Annotated in this window: 14 protein-coding genes; 8 read left to right on the top strand and 6 right to left on the bottom strand. The window is 52.5% G+C overall.

Going from position 1 to position 16,927, the window contains the following annotated elements:
• Positions 1–37: 37 nt before the first annotated feature.
• The 4 genes from AB7M32_RS13575 to AB7M32_RS13560 all read left to right on the top strand — a co-directional run bounded on the left by AB7M32_RS13575 (position 38) and on the right by AB7M32_RS13560 (position 3,996).
• Positions 38–796 carry an ABC-three component system protein gene (locus tag AB7M32_RS13575; protein WP_330755052.1) on the top strand — a complete coding sequence of 253 codons (759 nt, stop codon included), beginning with the start codon at positions 38–40 and terminating at the stop codon, positions 794–796.
• Positions 793–1,011, top strand: coding sequence for an ABC-three component system middle component 7 (locus AB7M32_RS13570; protein ID WP_454250186.1), 219 nt, complete (start codon positions 793–795; stop codon positions 1,009–1,011). Before AB7M32_RS13575 ends, AB7M32_RS13570 begins: the two co-directional genes overlap by 4 nt.
• A complete protein-coding gene (locus AB7M32_RS13565) occupies positions 1,005–2,630 on the top strand; it encodes a DUF2326 domain-containing protein (protein ID WP_454250185.1) in 1,626 nt (541 codons plus the stop codon). Before AB7M32_RS13570 ends, AB7M32_RS13565 begins: the two co-directional genes overlap by 7 nt.
• A 250-nt stretch (positions 2,631–2,880) precedes the next feature.
• A complete protein-coding gene (locus AB7M32_RS13560; protein ID WP_204934325.1) occupies positions 2,881–3,996 on the top strand; it encodes a serine protease family protein in 1,116 nt (371 codons plus the stop codon).
• 429 nt (positions 3,997–4,425) lie between these two features.
• Here AB7M32_RS13560 and AB7M32_RS13555 read toward each other — a convergent pair whose 3' ends face one another.
• The 3 genes from AB7M32_RS13555 to AB7M32_RS13545 form a co-directional block, all read right to left on the bottom strand.
• Entirely contained in the window at positions 4,426–5,064 is a 639-nt protein-coding gene (locus AB7M32_RS13555) for an HAD family hydrolase (RefSeq protein WP_454250184.1), read from the bottom strand.
• Positions 5,065–5,870: 806 nt separating this feature from the next.
• On the bottom strand, positions 5,871–6,599 hold the full coding sequence (locus tag AB7M32_RS13550; RefSeq protein WP_454250183.1) for a metallophosphoesterase: 729 nt from the start codon (positions 6,597–6,599) through the stop codon (positions 5,871–5,873).
• Between the two features lie 195 nt (positions 6,600–6,794).
• The gene (locus tag AB7M32_RS13545) at positions 6,795–7,307 is read right to left on the bottom strand and encodes a hypothetical protein (protein WP_454250182.1); all 513 of its coding nucleotides are present in this window, start codon (positions 7,305–7,307) and stop codon (positions 6,795–6,797) included.
• 245 nt (positions 7,308–7,552) lie between these two features.
• Here AB7M32_RS13545 and AB7M32_RS13540 point away from each other — a divergent pair, with 245 nt between their 5' ends.
• On the top strand, positions 7,553–8,011 hold the full coding sequence (locus tag AB7M32_RS13540) for a helix-turn-helix domain-containing protein (protein WP_181125586.1): 459 nt from the start codon (positions 7,553–7,555) through the stop codon (positions 8,009–8,011).
• 61 nt (positions 8,012–8,072) lie between these two features.
• Here the strand turns inward: AB7M32_RS13540 and AB7M32_RS13535 are convergent, their stop codons facing one another.
• Positions 8,073–8,450, bottom strand: coding sequence for a type II toxin-antitoxin system CcdA family antitoxin (locus AB7M32_RS13535; RefSeq protein ID WP_401192567.1), 378 nt, complete (start codon positions 8,448–8,450; stop codon positions 8,073–8,075).
• 237 nt (positions 8,451–8,687) lie between these two features.
• On the opposite strand from AB7M32_RS13535, the gene AB7M32_RS13530 reads away from it, so the two are divergent.
• Both AB7M32_RS13530 and AB7M32_RS13525 read left to right on the top strand, forming a co-directional pair.
• Entirely contained in the window at positions 8,688–9,206 is a 519-nt protein-coding gene (locus AB7M32_RS13530) for a hypothetical protein (protein ID WP_454250181.1), read from the top strand.
• A 343-nt stretch (positions 9,207–9,549) separates the two neighbouring features.
• Positions 9,550–13,515 carry a DUF4365 domain-containing protein gene (locus AB7M32_RS13525; protein WP_454250180.1) on the top strand — a complete coding sequence of 1,322 codons (3,966 nt, stop codon included), beginning with the start codon at positions 9,550–9,552 and terminating at the stop codon, positions 13,513–13,515.
• Between the two features lie 298 nt (positions 13,516–13,813).
• Here the strand turns inward: AB7M32_RS13525 and AB7M32_RS13520 are convergent, their stop codons facing one another.
• Complete coding sequence (locus AB7M32_RS13520) at positions 13,814–14,722, bottom strand: restriction endonuclease (RefSeq protein WP_401192552.1); 909 nt, start codon at positions 14,720–14,722, stop codon at positions 13,814–13,816.
• A gap of 235 nt (positions 14,723–14,957) precedes the next feature.
• Between AB7M32_RS13520 and AB7M32_RS13515 the strand changes: the two genes are divergently transcribed.
• A complete protein-coding gene (locus AB7M32_RS13515) occupies positions 14,958–15,737 on the top strand; it encodes a hypothetical protein (RefSeq protein ID WP_454250179.1) in 780 nt (259 codons plus the stop codon).
• A 74-nt stretch (positions 15,738–15,811) separates the two neighbouring features.
• On the opposite strand, the gene AB7M32_RS13510 is transcribed toward AB7M32_RS13515, so the two are convergent.
• The gene (locus AB7M32_RS13510; protein WP_454250178.1) at positions 15,812–16,621 is read right to left on the bottom strand and encodes a hypothetical protein; all 810 of its coding nucleotides are present in this window, start codon (positions 16,619–16,621) and stop codon (positions 15,812–15,814) included.
• Between the last annotated feature and the right edge of the window lie 306 nt (positions 16,622–16,927).

The following is a 16,927-nucleotide window of genomic DNA, read 5'->3' as shown; positions in this document are numbered from 1 at the left end:
GAGCTCCTTTTGCTCGCCCGCTCTCAAGGAACAGAGCATGCCCACGAACAAACGCAAGAGTTTCTCCGAGAACACCAACATCATGTTGGTGGGCGAGGTTTCGGCCAAATGTCCTAAATGCCGAAAACCTCTGATGTACGAGAAAGCCAAGACTTCAAATAAAAAGTATGAACTTGCGCATATCTACCCATTGAATCCCAAGCCTAAAGAATTGGAGCTTCTCAAGGACGAATTCAGACTTCACGAGAACGTGGATCATCCGGACAACCTCATCGCCCTTTGCATCCTGTGCCATACTGAATTCGACAACCCGAGAACAGTAGAAGGCTATCGGGAGATGGTCGCATTAAAACAATCAATCATGGAGCACAACCGCCAGGCCAAGCTCATGGATGAGTATGCTATCGAGAACGAAATCGCGAAAATAATTGACGCGCTCGAACATGTTTCAGACGAGGACGTAGAGCTAAGTCTTGAGCCGAAAGAGTTGAGTTACAAGATCAATGAGACCATGACGCGGCTGACTAAGAATCGTATCAAGGAAAACGTCAGCAATTATTTTTCGTTCGTTCGAAAGAAACTTCAACTGGTGGAGGCAGAGTCCCCGGACTCCTCCATCATGATTTCCCTACAGGTCAAAACCTACTACCTACTGCAAAAAAAGCAAACACAGAACCAACAAGTAATATTCAAGAACATTGTGGATTGGATTTGTCACCGCTCTGGATCCGATTCCAATGAAGCCTCGGAAATAATCGCGTCATTTTTCATTCAGAACTGCGAGATTTTCGAATGATCACACCAAATAAATTTATACCATTCACGAAGTCATCTCTAGGTCATGCAGAAAAAGTGTACACCGCCGTTGAGCAACCCATGTCGCTTGTAGAGCTGTACAAAAAAACCTCAAGCATTGGCTCCATTGAGATCTTTCTTTACGCCGTAGAAATCTTATATCTAAGTGATGCTCTCCAGGTAAACCTCACAACAGGGATCGTTTCAAGATGCTGACATACATCGAGTGCGAGTGGTTCACTGAAAAGCGCATCACATTCAAGGAAAAGCTCAATATCGTCGTGGGAGATCGCGCCAACTCCAACTCGATAGGCAAATCAACGCTTCTTAAAATTATCGATTTTGTGTATGGCGGTGATACGCTGATAACCCATGGCAAAGATGTGGCTGAGAAACTAGGGCACCATAGCTACGTTTTCCAACTTCGCCTGGATCAAGAATACACATTTGAAAGAAATACTGGCAGCCCGACATTGGTATATATTCATGGGCTAGACGGAGGCAAGCAAGAAATAAGCATTTCGGACTACCTTGGTTTCTTGCGCAACCACTACACCAGCACAATTGAAAGTCTGAGTTTCCGATCCGTGGTGTCTTTAGTGACACGTGTGTGGGGCCGGGACAACCTGGACGTCAGGAGACCGCTGCATGATTTCACGCAGGAGAGCGGATCTCAATGTATTGATTGGCTGATCAAGGTATTCAACCGCTTTGGCCCGCTTGAAGATATGTCAATTCGACAGTCTAATTTGCTTGCTGAGCAAAAATCTCTTAATGCTGCAGCCAAACAGAGCATCATTCCAAAAATCAACAAGACCAGATACACCAAAAACGCTGAAGACATCGCTACTAATGAATCCCGCCTAGACAACATCAGAAATGAAATTTCTAGCCTAGCGATGTCCATCAACGAATTGATCGACGACTCTGTGCTAGAGCAAAAAACTCAAAAAAATCAGCTGCTCGAAATCAGGATGTCTATCTCCAGCGAACTTGAACGAGTGAAGGCCAACCTAGAAAATAATAAAAATATTACCCAAAGAAGCTTCCAGCCCTTGCTTGAAATAATACCCTCACTCAACCTGGAAAAACTGGACAACATCGAATCCTTCCATAACGGACTGACCCGAATCCTACGGAAAGAAATCAAAGCAAAAGAGCAGGAGCTATCCGAACAACTGGCATTAGTTGATGTGCAAATTGCCTCATGCAACGCCGCCATCGCCAAGGCACTAAAAAACTCCGGCAATCCTGCCTTCATCGTCGACTCGGTAATTGATATCTCTTTGGAGCTTTCCAAATTAACCAAAGAAAATGAGTTATACGATAAATTCACCGAACTTAAAAAAACAATTAAAAGACTCAAGGACAAGTTAAAAGAAGATAAATTATTCATATTATCGGAACTTGAAAAAAGCCTGAATAATGACATCGAAGGACTTGTCAACTTTATTTATGGAGAGATGCGAGCGTCGCCAAAGCTCGAACTTAAGCCAGAAAAATACAGCTATGAAATACCGGAAGACACCGGCACTGGCAAGGCCTATTCGAACTTAATCCTTCTAGACACCTCACTACTCAGACATACAACCATTCCCTACTTAGTTCATGACTCCATTCTTTTCAAAAACATCGAAAACAAGGCGATTGAGAATATACTGCACGTGTATCTGTCTCTCAACCAGCAAAGCTTCATTTCGCTTGATGGAGAAATAGTAGAGTCAAACTCGGCGAAGACGCTTGTCGAGTCATGCGCCGTTTTATACTTAAACGCTCAGAAGCTTCTATACACGATGGACTGGCGCAGAGAATCAGGCATTTCAACCGCCGACTGATCTGAAATCGGGGAGGCATGGCAGTATGACTGCTGCTGTCATTATGCTTTCGCCGCAGCCTCTTAAGACTGAGGTAAGCCAGGATCAACTTGGCAAAGAGGTGCAGCATAGTGCCCCAGTCTGCATGGCTGGGGCTGGTCTCAACTAGCCCCGACCTGAGTACAATCACCCCTGCACTGAGCACGCATAACCAGAACCGAGGAAATCCTCCCCTTTCAGTGATCCATGAGGGAGGATCAGGAGTCTAAATTTGAGCACCCCGCAATTTCTTCCGCAGCGCAATTACATCTTGGAAGAGCCGGAAGTTTATGTCGAGCGATACAGGATCATAGACGAAGCATCACTGCCCTTTTTGGCAGAGCAGGTAGAAAAATCAGGCGACGAGGCCTACCGAACCGTTCTACTTGGTAAGCAGGCAGGATTGGGCATCGACGCTTACGGCAAAGCCATGCGATGGGTTGGGAGGGCCGATCGGTTAGCCTTCAACGACCTCAAAAACGCGGCGGATTGGTTGTACTGCCCTGCCATCTTCGAACTCGACCGATTACTCACATCCAGTAATGCGGACGAACTGCTTATGAGTGATGAAGAGTTTGAGAGTGAGGCACGTTATTGGCGAGAGCTGGCGGAAAAAGCTGCGTGGACAGACATAGAGAGCGCATTGCTGACAGGCACGCGTCCGGTCTTGTGGCAAACGCTGCCGGGAAAGCCATGCATGCATAACGCCCGATTTGGTAAAGGATCGCTGTTTGTAGTTACCTACAAAGGAAAACAATTCGCGATTACTGCTAAGCACGTCGTTGGCGGAGTAGATCCTGCGATTTTCAGGCTAGTGCTGGCTGAGTCCAAGGACATTTTACCAGTCCATGCAGGACGACATCCGCTCGCAGGGTCAGAAGACCATCAAGACGACTCAGAAGATGTCTTCGTATGGCAGATCGATGTTGCCAGTACCGCTCCTGGTATCGAGTGGTGGTCATGGAATCTCGATGGTTTATGCCGAAAGGTCTCGGACATAAGTCCCGGTCAACGCGTCTATGCCGTAGGCTACCCAGAGTTTGAGGACAATTTTGACACCGAGAATTTCGACATTGAGGAACACCCATTCGTAGCGTCCGGGCTGTTAACCGACCGTCCGCTCACGGACGATATCTACTCGATGAAGCTTGACCAACACCTTCCGTCTGTTGACCTGAATGGGATGAGCGGAGGGCCTGTGTTTTCGAGGTTTGGTGAAAAGTTTCACTTCGTTGGAATGTGCATACGGGGCGGAGGAACGCCGCCGCATTTGCACCTCATATCTTCCGAAAATGTGCTCGTTTTCCTGGACACCCTCATAGAAGAATCCAGCCAAGTGGCTCCATAGCGGTCAGCGACCCGCCACAGGGGATAACCACCCCTGGCGGCGATAGCCGCCTCACTAAGCGGGCGGAGACCGGAAAGCTGGGCTGTAGAAAATCGTGTAATGCCCGCATGTGCAAAACAGTACATCACCGTCCAGGACAGGGTACGCGCACCAATGGATACGTACCTGCTCTACCTCGTCGCGAGGATACGAACTACGGTAGTTTGAAAGATCAAGATTGCTGTTCGAACACTTGGGATTCCCACAGGCCGCTGTATCTGGCCGTCTTTCTAGCCGTTGAACCATCCATTCTCCTACGCTAAATGTGCTTGCCGTAGGTGTTCATTAGGAACGTGCCAAGGACAGTCTTTCCGGTATTTAGGTGGCTCAACGGCTCCCTGAGGCATCCCTTGAATGAGTCGGCTGGCCGCCATTCAGGATGCTTACCACTTACCCAGCACAGTCGTGCCCGATGACCCGGTTAGCGAATTGCATGAGGTCGCTGATCTGTCCCGAACCTGACCGATCTAAGTGGTACCCCATTATCCCCACACCGCCAGGGCCATCTCTGTCGCACTTCCTCGAATCACCAATCATCACCACCTGCCCTTTTCCATCGTCGCGATAACCGGCCTCCACGCCCATCTCTCGGCATACGGCCAGATAGATCTCAGGAGTGGGCTTCATAACTCCAAGCTCGTAACTGAACGCGTGGCACTGCACATGCGCAAGGGCCTTCCTGATCACAGGGCCGAAGGGCTGGGCCAGATTCGAACAGATGCCAACCATGACCCCGGCTTCCTGGAGCCTGGAAATCGCTTCGAGTGCATCTGGGTATGGCTCTATGGATGCCAGCTCCTTCCCCAACGCATCATTCAGCTCGGCTCGCTTGTAGGGAGAAAGCTCAATACTCAGGTGATCAGCCATCTGATCAAAAGTGAGGTTTGTCGTCATCGCAAAATGAGCGCTGTTGGGTGCGAGCATCACCCCCTGTCGACGGCCTTCTCTGAACAGAGCACCGTAAGGGTTGGTGCGTCGGCGAATACGAACAACGGTACCAAATGCATCGAATACGGCGGCTGAAATCATGATGCTCTTTCTCCTGACCAACCTCATTCAAACGCCATGAGTGCTCGGCGCAAAAAGTCGCTAAACGCCACCCGAGTCTGTTCCGCCAATGACTCCAATCAGGACGTACCCTAGGAACCATAGGACTGTAAACCGGTTTTCCGACTTGTAAACCGAGGTGGTTAACACGTCAAAAAAGAGGTTTACAACTTTCTGAGATGCGTGTTTTCCAAGCCGCTTCTGCCAAATGATAGCTGCGATCATGAGCGTGATATTTTGTCCAAAAATGGAAAGCCAACGTTGCTGGCAAGCAGCATAAGTGACCGCGTGCACTACCCTGTTAACGCCTCAGCGACCACCTAGAAAAGCTTCAAAAGCATCCTGAACTGGGTATCGACAGTTCATAGGCAGTGATCCGGACATCGCCTGCGCGAAAGCGATTGCCTCATACGGGGGCATACAGTCCCCGCCATAAACCGCCCCAAGACTCATGATCCGGATCATTTCATGGACTGGCAGGAGTGCTGGCCTCATCGGCTTCGAGCCAATTCACAACGACGTAATGATCACGACCACTAATGCTCCGGAGCAATACGAAGCCCTGCTGCTCAGCGACAGGCTTGGCGGGGGGAGTGGCGACGGTCTCTCCGTCCTCAATCAGACCCGCACGATCCGAGAAGACCATGGCCGAGTATCGTGATCCTACCCTCGCAACGTCGGTAAGGTATGCATCGATGACAACGCCCCACTTGATACGCTTCGCAGCTAAGACTTGTAGAGGGATGGGAGTCACGTCACCCGCCGAGCTCCTCACTACTTTCGACACTTTAAATCTCCAGAATCTTGCTAGGGTCAAAGCCCGTTTCTTCGGACGGGTATCCCCGAGGGTTCGAGATCAGCCGGCACTGCCCAAAAAACTGATCGAGCGAATGGTGGGTATGCCCGAAGATCCAGACGTCGGCTTGGTCAACTAACTGGTGCCAGCGATTGAAATAGCCGGCGCTCAAATGTCCTGAATGCTCTGACCCAGAGGCCTCTTGGATAGGGCAATGATGAGTGATGACTACCGTCTTGCCGACATAGGGAATCGCGAGCTGCTCGCGCAGAAACTCGTAAGTTGTTCGATTCTTCTCAATGAGATCCGTAGGACGAATGCGACGGTATTCGCTACCCGTACGGATCATTCGAAAGTCATTCATTTCCCGCACGCACGCGCTGGAAGCAGCCATCACATCACCAGTTCCGGAGAAATCTGTCCAACCGGTCGCGACAAGAAATCGGACACTGCCCGACGTCCAGACCTGGTTGTCCAGGACATGCACATGGGAGGCCGCTGCTGCCTCCATTTTTTCACGAGTACGAGTGAGATGACCTTTGTAGAACTCGTGGTTACCGCTGCAATAAATCACATCACTCGTGAACGCGTCATTTGCCCACCTCACCCCTCGGTGCAGGAGATCGATATCCCCAGCCAGGACGACCAGGTCAACATCGATATCGGGTGGGGCAAAGCAGTCGAATTCGTTATGCAGATCCGAGTAAATCAAAATCTTCATCAGGGAACCCTTGCCTCCCAGGTAACGAGCCGGGACGGCATTTTTGGCCAACCTTAGAACAGCCGCTTGGCGGTGTATGGGTCTTCTAATTGACGCTTTATCAGTATATTGAAGCTCGGAGCAGACTGACTTTGAGCAGCGATACGAGCACCTGCTCATAACTTTAGGCCGTTTGAGCACCTTCGCCCCAAATACTTAACGAGACCAACCCTCATCTACGCGAATGCCGTGCAGAGAAAAGTCTCGAAGCAATTGCTCACGACTCAACCGAGCCGGAATTTTGAAAACCTGCATATATGCTTGATAAAAAGCAAAAGGGATTAACGCTAGGCCGACCCCATAAGTCGCAATTGCCACAATGCATCCAGCAGGAATTGCGGCGATACCAATCAGGACTCCCCACCAGAGGCCCCTGCGGGACAAGTTTCGAACTTCATCAAGGTCATATTCAACCGTACCGTTCTGGGCTTCAAACGCTACCAATACCACTGCGGATTTATGAAAGCTTTTTATATACCAAGTTCTCAACACGTCCTGTGCAAATGCACCTCGACGCTCAAGGTACTTTGGAACAATTAGATTTTTAAAATAAACATTTTTCCCAGACGAATCTAAAAGACGAACCTTTTTGTAAAGACGCGCATAGTCGTCGGAAGAGCTGGACTCAAAATTCTTAACAGTGACAGTTACTTTCTTCAGATCTGACATCCTAGCGTTCCTTAGTACCTACCCTGTACATAAAGCGATTTGAGTCTTAATTGCGCCTGGGCACGAGCCCAGGAGGGCGCGCCACCCCTCACCATGGAATCCATCGCAGGCATGTTGCTGAAATGCCGCGCCGTGCGGCATGCCAGGAGCTAGCCATGGAGACGAGCGAAACCCATTCGGCTCAATATATAGATTTGTTCGGGCGCAGGCAAACGAGGCATACCGTCTCCTTTTGAGAAGGCCTAATGTCGATTCAAACTGGCTTCGCCGCCGCGCTGCGCGTCATTCGCCTGGCCAAAGGTTTTACGCAAAAAGACCTCAGCGGCACGGTGGCCGCGTCGCACGTCAGCCAGCTAGAAAGCGGGAAGACCACACCGACACTCAAAGTAGCAGCAGACCTAGCCCATACGCTGGGCCTCTCACCCTCTGCTCTAATAGCCGTTGCTACTGCCTCTGATTCACGTGACTCACCAAGAGCGGTGCTGCTCCAGGCACTCGGCGAATTGGAGGCCCTCGGGCTGGCGGATCAAACTCCACCAGCATCGGCACTGGCCGTGGATAGCACTCACCCAACAAGCATCCGCGCTGCGGCTACGCGCGCGGACGTCCAGAAGCTCAAAAGCCAGGGGCTGACGCAGGTCGAGGTAGCGAAAGAACTGGGGCTTCCAAGATCCACCGTTCAGCGGCATTGGCATGAGCTTTGATAAAGGAGTGGGCTTGAGGTGATTTCGGGCATGGTTCCAGGCGGCAAACTGACGCGATTTACTAGGCACCAAAGCCGTTTTCTATTCGCGCTATCAGATCCATGACCTGTTCAATATCCGCCTCTACTGGGCGCTTGTTGCCCAGCGCTCTCGCTGGAGTGATCAGCCATTTTTTCGCGAGAGTCGCGTTACCGAAAACACCAATAGCTGCCCCCAGCACATTGGGGTCAATCTGACCTACTGATTCGTCAAGTATGACGTCTCGGTTTTCTCCAAGGCCCTGCTCAGCTTCATGAAACCGATCGACAGCTTCAGCTATGGCGCTTTCTAAAACGGCGGAGAGGTTCAGGTCGATGAGCGCTGCCCTCTCCAGAAGGTCACCGTTCACGAGAACACTGACAGCCTGTTTGGGGGCATTTGGATCGTAGCCGAGCGGCATGGCTTATCTCCTATATTGTGCTGCGCGAATGGGCTGTCCTGCTCGAAAGCTCCAAGCCAGCAAACCCTAGAAGTGAACGCCTAGCATGCCATCGACACTCCTCGTTCGTGACGGGGCAGATTCTAGCCTACACCTCAACGCCCAAGTCCATGGCCAGAATAGTCGTCATTGATCGTCACCGTGAGCGACTACACTCGATGACGGACGACACTCGACGGCATTTTTGGGAGCGCAGCCATGCAGGACAGCATCACACCAGCCACCATCTACTCAGCCTCAAACCCGCGTTTCGCTGGGCGTTTCCCAGACTCGCAGCATGACGAGCTTTGGCTCGCTGACATTAAGGCTTGCGAGCCTGGAGGGGCATGTCGGGTTTTCAAGAATGTGTTGTTTGTGGAATCTCAGGGGACGGCTTACCTATACGGCCTCGAACATGAAGATGGCAGGCCTAAGGAGCTCAAAGCAGAGGTGGTAGACCCACAGCAACTTTTCGTCGAATTTGTGCGAGAGCAGATTGAGCTCACGCTGGCCAGAATGGGCCTGCTCGCCCCCGTCTTCGATGGAGCAGAGTATGCCTGCGAGGCTAGGGTCACGGCGGCTTACATGATCCACCGTGAAAATCTTCGGTACTTGGCCTTCGGCTACCGCAATCGCGACGGCGACTACATCAGAGAGAAACTTGAAGACCCTGAGGACTGGCTCGATAACGCACGGGCTATCCGGCCTTTTGAGGAGCTTGGCACATCGAAGGCGTAGATAGGCCCGGGGGACAATTGGGAGTGACAGGGGCGGATGGGCCCAGTGAGAGCCCACCTAGCCGGATGCTTTAGGTAGGGTATCGTTCCGCCGGCATGCATTGACCGGGCTAGCATCAGAAGCCATTACGAGGCGCTTTGGAAAGGCCGGAACTCGGATAACCTTGGGCAGTCTTGTGCGAGACAGGTATGCGCCCAACCTGCCTATCAGTCCAGACACAGAGATATTGATCACGTAGGTGACCCCAAGCCCCGTTTAGAGGGCTGTATACTCCTAAACAAAATGCACCGAGAACGCCTTTTTTACGCCATCTGCGCCCTTTTGATTATGCCGAGGAAGCACCATGCCAGTTGATGGGCCTTTACCAGGGACGGGTGATCAGCACGACATCAATGCAGATGCAACACGTTGTCTGATGGCTCGTCATCCCAAGGATTGGCGGGTGCAAAGCCTAGAAGGGACTGACGACTATGGCTATGACTTCCAAGTGCAGACCACGCCGAATCAACGCGCGACGGATATTTTTCGTATCCAACTTAAAGGCACCCGCTCTCCTAGCCTGACGGCGGATGGCGAATACATTTCGGTGACTCTGAAAGCCACCACTGTCCGCTATTACGCCAGAGCCGTTGAACCGGTGCTCCTAGTGATCTGCGACCTTTCGGTAAATGAAGATCCTGTTGACTGCCCTCTTTACTACGTTTGGCTTAGGGATGAGCTGATCCGCATCACCGTCGATGATCTATCTGCCGAACAGAAATACGTCACCCTTCGCGCGCCAACAAAAAACATTCTGAAAAGGACTACGGATCTCTCTGAGGGCATTCGTCACCAGAACGAACTGTCTCGCGTAGGGCACGTCCTTAGCCAGCGCGCTCAGCAAACCCACCCTGGGATGCAAGCAGATGACCGCTTAACCTTGGTTCAGGGGGTGGTAGAAGGTGTGGCTGCAAGAGGGCCTGCGCTGATGAACGCCTTGGCAGGCTCAACGGAAGACTACTGGGTTAACCCAGCTCGGGGCACGCTTGCCTGGAATTTGACTCAGGCCAAAGCGGATCTCCAAGTAACTGCGCTGGATCGAGCGAAGATACAGCTCGACGAGGCAGAGCCAAAGCTCGAAAACTCGACCACGCTGGAGCGCGCAGAATATTGGCGTCTACGTGGCAACTGGCAGGTTCAAACCGGGGATAACGAAGCGGCAGCCTCTTCATACCAGAACGCGTATGAGGCAACGCCTTTGCCCAAGTACCGAGCCGCTTTGGTGGAAGCAGAGATCCGCATCAGATTCGAACACGATAACGAATCGCTTGCTGAGCTGCATGATCTGCTGGAGGGTGAAGACCCAATAGTCATCGCCGTTCGTTCCCGACTCCATGCTGTGCAAGGGCATTATGAGCTGGCCATTGAGCTGGCTGATTTGCTGCCAGAACCTCAACGGTCTTTCGCTAGAGCGTTTGCACATTGGTTGTCTGAGCAGCCTGCAGATGCCCTGACTGACTGCGAAGCGGGCCTTGCAGCCTGCGAGGCATCCGATGACATACGTGAACTGTTACTTTTGCTTAGGGCCCGAGCCAAATTTTCCCTAGCTTTGGCCACCGCCAGTACGCAGCGACGTGAATCTATCCCACCCGCAGGTCTTCCGGGTGTAAACCTTCAGAAGCTTGAGGAGGCTTGGGCTGCGATTAACGACGCGGTGTTATCTATAAAGGCGTCAGGGTGGGATTCCAACATAGAGCAGCTTGTCGACATATGGGGGGCTACAGCGTCGGCACTCGGAAAGGCAGAGTCGATACTTGCAGACCTGAAGGATGCTGTGCAGAAGCGCCCGGACTTGCCTCATATCCATGAGGTCTTACGGGGCATTGCGGGTCAGTTATCGGACTTCACCCTCGCATTGTCGGCAAATGATCAGTTGCCCGACTCACCTGACAAGCATCTCTGGAACACGCTCTTGCTATATGAGACCCGTAAATTCCGGGCATGCTACCAAAGCTTTGGCACATACGTCGGCACCGTGGAACGCAGCCATCCCCTTTTTGGCTCGGCTGTCACCGCCGCCTCGATTTCTGCTCACAAATCAGTTCAGCCTGGCCTAGTGAAACAGTGGATGAGTCTGCTCGAATCAGATCCTGATTTAGCTCCCCAAGCCGCCCTCGCACATTTTTATCTCCAGTTGGAGATGAGCAGGTTGGCCAAAGATGAAGCTTTGAAGACGCTGCAGGCACGGTATGAGGAATTGGATCAGCCCGTGAGCATTGCACTCACACTCATCCACGAGCTTGATCCCACCGATTCAGACAGTGCGATGGAGTGTGTTCGACTCGCCGAAAGAATAACAAAGCACTACGTACTCTCGCCTGCGATGGCGGCGCGCCTCGGGATGGCGTTGGTAGCTTTGAAAGATTGGCAGGGCATCGTAGAACTGTGTCAAAGCAATAAAGTCCGCGTTGAGTCGGGTGATCGAATGGGGGCCTTCGAGGCATTGGCACTTGATCATCTAGGCGAAACGGAAAAAGCGCGCGATCGGTTGTTGAAAATTGTTGCTACAGGATCCGACGACCCACTGGCTCTGAACACCTATGCCACGATCGCCACTCGCTGCGGCTACCTCGATGACGCCGTAGAGGCGGCGGAGAGGGCTCTCGAAACTGCAAAGTCCAAAGGAGAACAGCTGGAGTTCGTGAAGTTACTGTTCTTTCTCATTCAGTTTTCCGACCCAACGAGCGACAGACTATTGGAGCTGGCCCTGCGAGCAGGCGAACTGGTGGATCAGAGCGTAGAGAGCCAGGAAGGCACCTATTTGATGATGCACCTGAGCGGTACCCTGGGTGGACGCAGTGACATCGACCTTGCTAAGGATAGGGAGCAATTCCGAACACGCGCTGATGCATTCTTCAGAAATTTTCCGAATTCCCGGATGCTCTGGAGAGGCGAGGTTCGAGATGGCGCCTCTGGCAGGGAGCTGGTTGAAAGCCTAAAAGCACTGACTGGGCTGACGCCCGACAGAGAAGCGTTCCAGAAACGGTTGGAGCGCTCCCTCCGGCAGGGATTATCCACCATCCCTTTCTCATGGCGCCCGCGACTGGTGCTGTCCTGCATTTGCGATATCGTGCATCTGTGGGAAGTTGCCAAAGTGTCCAGCCGCGATGATCGCCAGTATCACTTGGCGATGGTCAACGATATTGGCTGGCAACCCGCCGGTGCCGATTCCCTGCGCAAGCGTGTGCCTCTGCTGGATTGGACAGCGCTGCTAGTCCTCAATGATTTGGGGCTCATCGACGCCGTCATCACTTTCTTCGGTCAAATTGCAGTGGCCAGAGCCACAATGGAGGAGCTTGCCGAGTTCACGAATCCTGTATTCGGAAGCCCGATGCGAAGCAAGTGCTTGGCACTACAGAACGCCTTGAAAGCCCATCTCGCTTCCATCCTCCAGCCCTCCTCGTCAGAAGAAGCAAACGAAGCACTGCCTTCAAAAGTCATTGGGCGAAGCAACAGCGAAATGGCGGAGATATGCGCCAAAGAGCCAGAACGGTACCGGCTCTATTCTGATGACGAAGCGCTGCGCATTTTTTGCGCCGCAGGTTCCAAGGTGGATGACTTCTGCACACTTGACGTCCTTTACGCCCTGACAGAAGTTGGGCAGCTTTCACCACTTGAAAAAGCGGGCAAAATTGCCCAGCTGTGCGAATGGCGGGTCGGGATAATCGTACAGCTATCCGAAATTGTGCAGTTACTTCCTCCGGATGTCTTTACTGCACGAACCGTACGTCAAGGCGTAGCAATCCTTGATGCAGAACCTGGGTTCATTTCAATGATCTCGGCGCTCTGGGATTACCGCGTACCCTTTGAAAAATCGCTGGGGCATGCAGCATCGGCGTTGCATGTACTGGTGGAGCATGCTCAGCTTCCTGAGATTGGACTAGCTTCGCTGATGCGGCACTGGCATATCAAAGCAGCCATGAAAAAGGATGCTCCTGATCAGGCCCTTGAGACCATAGTCCTTCTGATCATCACCTCGGCACTCATGGGCCATTTGTCGAAGGCTTGCGCCAAACGACTTTGGGCGGTTTACAGGCTGTTGGTCGAGTCCCACCATGGTGACTACATGGACGAACGTCTAGAGATGGTCGCCATCCAGCTGCTAGGTTCAAAATGTGCTCAGTTGGAATCCGTAGAGGCTGGCGAAGGTTTACGAATCTTTACTGAGCTCAATGAGAGCCTAACGAGGGGCACGATTGACCAGTACGAGTTCGCCAACGCTTACACCACAGCGCGAATAGCGGCGCAAAACCCCAAATTCGGACGATGAATGCAAGGGCGTCAGCGATGGACGCTTCGCCATGCGGCTTCGGTGTAGTCCCGCCTGGGGACGATTCAATCGTCAACTTCGTGTAGATCAGAAGAGCTCAGTTGCACCGCATGCTCAACTCCTCAATACCTTTCCGACCACTCGGCACTTTGTTGGTAATTAACTACCATCGTCCAGACGGCACCCTACTCCATGCACGGAGCAGCACCGGAGAGAACCTTTTTTGGGCGATAGGTTTACGACTCGCATTGGGCAGAGCCCATGCCGTGAGAGCCGTTTAGGCCAGTGAACTGGGGCTCTACAGCTTTGCCCTTCCGGACATGGCGTCAACGTAGATCAAGCCTCGTGTTTGAGCAGCCTTGATCTTGCAATCCAGCATCTGTGTGAACGTCAGCAATCCTTCTAATACGAGTATGAGATCGGCCCCGTCGATGAACACCGTCTTGATAGCTTTTCCGGCGATCAGCGAGTTCACAACCTGCTCACTGAAACCGTGGATCGAGATGAAGAGACCTCGGCCATACATCTTGCCTTCAACCTTGCCCGCAAACTGGTACACCGACTCGTTTGCAGCCGCCTTTTCTTGCCACTTCGCCTCGATGAGGTAGTGCTCCCCGTCGTATTTGATGGCTCCGTCAATCTGCTCACCCCTTTCTCGAAATGCCTCGGTCACCTCCAACGAAGAGACGCGAGCGAGCTCATGAAGTATTCGCTCCAAAGCATACCCGCGCTTACTTCCAGTTTGCTCGCCCTGAAGCAGCGAAATGAACTGCTTCTGGAGGTCTGGCAGGGTAGATTTGGCTGTTCGATTTTCCGACTCACGCCGCTCCCGCTCTTTTCTGAGTTCCTGGAGTTTATGGTCACGAATTTCCTGCAATTGCTTAAGGTGCGTGATCGCATTCTGAGCATGCACACGATCCAACTTTTGCAGCCGATCAAAGTAGTACTCGTCAAAATGCGTCCACGTGACAAGCGTCTGTAACATCGCCCTAAACTGACCCAGTCCCTCATCTGGCTTCTGGCTTAAGTGAGTAAACATCGCGTCAACGATCGCTGAGCGGGAGAGCGCCTTGTAATCACCCAAGGCGTTAATATCTGCCTTGGTACAGCTGTTGCTGCCAAAAAAACTCAGGATGTCGTCCTTTGGCCAAAGCACGTTGAGAATACACTGCCGCATGGCCAGCTTGATGTCGGATGGAAAACTCATTGAACAGTCCAAGCGCGTCAAAGGGAAGCCCAGTGTAAGGTCAGACGCTGCTTGCCACTACCACCTTTCAATTGACGGCTCACACCTCGCTCTTGCGCAGGAGCGTGTTAATTGAGCTAGCGACAACCGAGGGGCATTCAACCCCATCACTTGATCTATCAGAGGAAGCGAGACAAGCTCCGAAACCCTGATCCGGCCCACACCCGTGACGACCATTTTTGACAAGGACGACTGCATGCCCAACGTACAACGGATACTCCTGCCCGACACCAATCAGAGCCCTGTGCACATCTTGGCAGGTGTCAAAGTTGCAGACCGCCTCTGCGAAACCTCCGGCACGCTCGAAGTCATTTTCTTGGTACCTGCCAAAGCATCACTCACCTCTGGCGCCCTCCATGAGGCGCTAGGGGCGACGATTCACACGAAGCTAGTCAAAGGAGTGCCTGTGACATTGCCTAGCGGCGCCCAGATGCGCTGCGAAACGATGAAGACCTTGAAATGGGTATCCAAACCATCCGTGCTGATCGCCATCTTTGCCGGCCAGGACATGATGGACAAAATCGATTCGCTGCAAAATCTGGTCGCTGTCGTGGCTGTCCCATGGACGCCCGATGCAATTGAAAATTGGAATAGAACCTGGTCACCCCAAGTGCTGGGTAAGCCCACAAAATCCGGGAAGTCTGCTGCCCCGGCGCTCAAGCTCATCGCCGATCCAATCGTTGAGCAAGCGATGAAGTCCCTGACCTCAGTGATCAACCTGGGCACCGCCGTCCTGAACGCCTCCGATGATGATCACGCCAAACGCATCCTTAGAATCCTGCGCTCGCGTAACCACCAAGAGCCCGCAGAGAACATCAAGCTTTGGGCGATCAAGAATGGCTGGCTGCCGAAAGCAGCAGAGCGGCTGGAGGCCTTGGCTGAAAAGACGTTCGCTTTGCGTTCAAAACCGAAGCTCGATAACCCGGTTCACGCCGAGCAGAGCTATCAGCGCTGGATGGACGCGGCGAAGTCCTAGCTCCCCTCTTGGCCCACAGCTGACAGGGTCAGGATCGTGCCACCCACTGTTGCGCTACGCTGGCCCAGGTGCGTTCAGGCCTTACTCGCTTGACGCTGTCGCTGCCGAAATCGCTTGATGAATTCGGCATTTACCAGTTCATCGACAGCCAAATCAAGGCCACAGTTGACGAGCGAGGCCATGCCGCTATCAGACAGCGTGAATTCATCAGGGATGAAGCCACAATTTTTAATTCTGCTGCCGTCGATCCGCGTCATAAACGCCCTCACGAAATCTGAACGCCCTGATTTCCTACTTGCGGTGGCAGCTGCAGTAGCTGGGTCGGTGGCAGTCACCTCTGCGCGCTCGGCGTCAGTGCCGATTGCCTGAAGCACATCACTCAGCGGCGGCCAATATTTCAGGTCGAATTGGTACTGAAGACGATCCAGATCTTCTTTCACATAGCTCTCATACAGACCATTGTGCTCAGACGCTTCGTGCACGATATCCAAGATGTGATAGTGGGTATTGGAACGAAAACCTGAGTAGTTATGAATGGCATCACGCCGATCCAGCAATGCTGCCAATTGGTCAGCGAGCTCGCTAATCCGCCGGTTTACACCAACCAATTCCTCACGGGCTTGCCGCGCAGCTCGATTCTTCTGGAGGTTCCAACCATCAGCAGTATGGAGGAAGACATCCCAGAAAATGGAGAGGGCTCTGGGTGCGTGCGCCAGGGAGGCATGAACCTCTTGGTACACCTCCGCAAGCTCTATGCGGCGTTTGAGCATGCCGTCGATGATGCTGGACATGTTCGGCCAGATTCGCTTGGCCTGAAGATCCTCCATCATAGTGCGCAGTAGGATTTCGCATTTTTGTACCGCTTCGGTAGATTCGTGGGGCACTCAGTGATACCTGTCTGATTTATGTCTGCATAGGCTAGCGTTCGGCACCTGCAGAGTCGGTACCTATTCAAAACTTTTCCAGCTCACGATAGGTACGCACGCTTCCCATAGCGCAACGTTCATTGCGAAGGTACAGGCCCGCCGTCCTAATCAACCCGAAAATGCCCTCAAGCTTGCTCTCTTCCAGACACCCAAAAAGCGTCCTGTCGCAACAGCGCTCAGGCCAGTAGACTGCTTGCCTCGATCGCCGTTTACCTGAGCACCGGCTCAGCCACGAAGGAGAGGTTTCTTCAAAACGTATACCAA

The organism is Pseudomonas sp. R151218B TE3479 (genome assembly GCF_053629195.1).
The sequence above is the reverse complement of the archived record's forward strand: the minus strand, read 5'-3'. Positions and strand labels throughout refer to the sequence as shown.